Here is a 229-nt window from a genome sequence, read left to right on the forward strand (position 1 = left end):
TAACATAGCCGCTGTATCAGCGATATTTAATTTGCTGTCAGCAGTACTGGTTAGGTTGCTGATAGTAGCATAAGGACTCAACATAGCAGCCGTATCAGCGATATTCAATTTCAGGTTGATTTTGTTATCAGACGCATTTAAAGAATCCAACATAGTTTGAGTGCGTGCATAAGGACTTAACATAGCCGCTGTATCAGCGATATTCAATTTGCTGTCAGCAGTACTGGTT

General features: G+C 40.2%; 1 protein-coding gene. It reads right to left on the reverse strand.

Annotated features, from left to right (window positions below; genetic code table 11):
- A partial coding sequence (locus GD597_RS21805; RefSeq protein WP_171610022.1) for a hypothetical protein occupies positions 1-229 on the reverse strand: 229 nt, incomplete at both ends.

It is taken from the genome of Limnovirga soli, assembly GCF_013106755.1.
Taxonomy (GTDB): domain Bacteria; phylum Bacteroidota; class Bacteroidia; order Chitinophagales; family Chitinophagaceae; genus Limnovirga; species Limnovirga soli.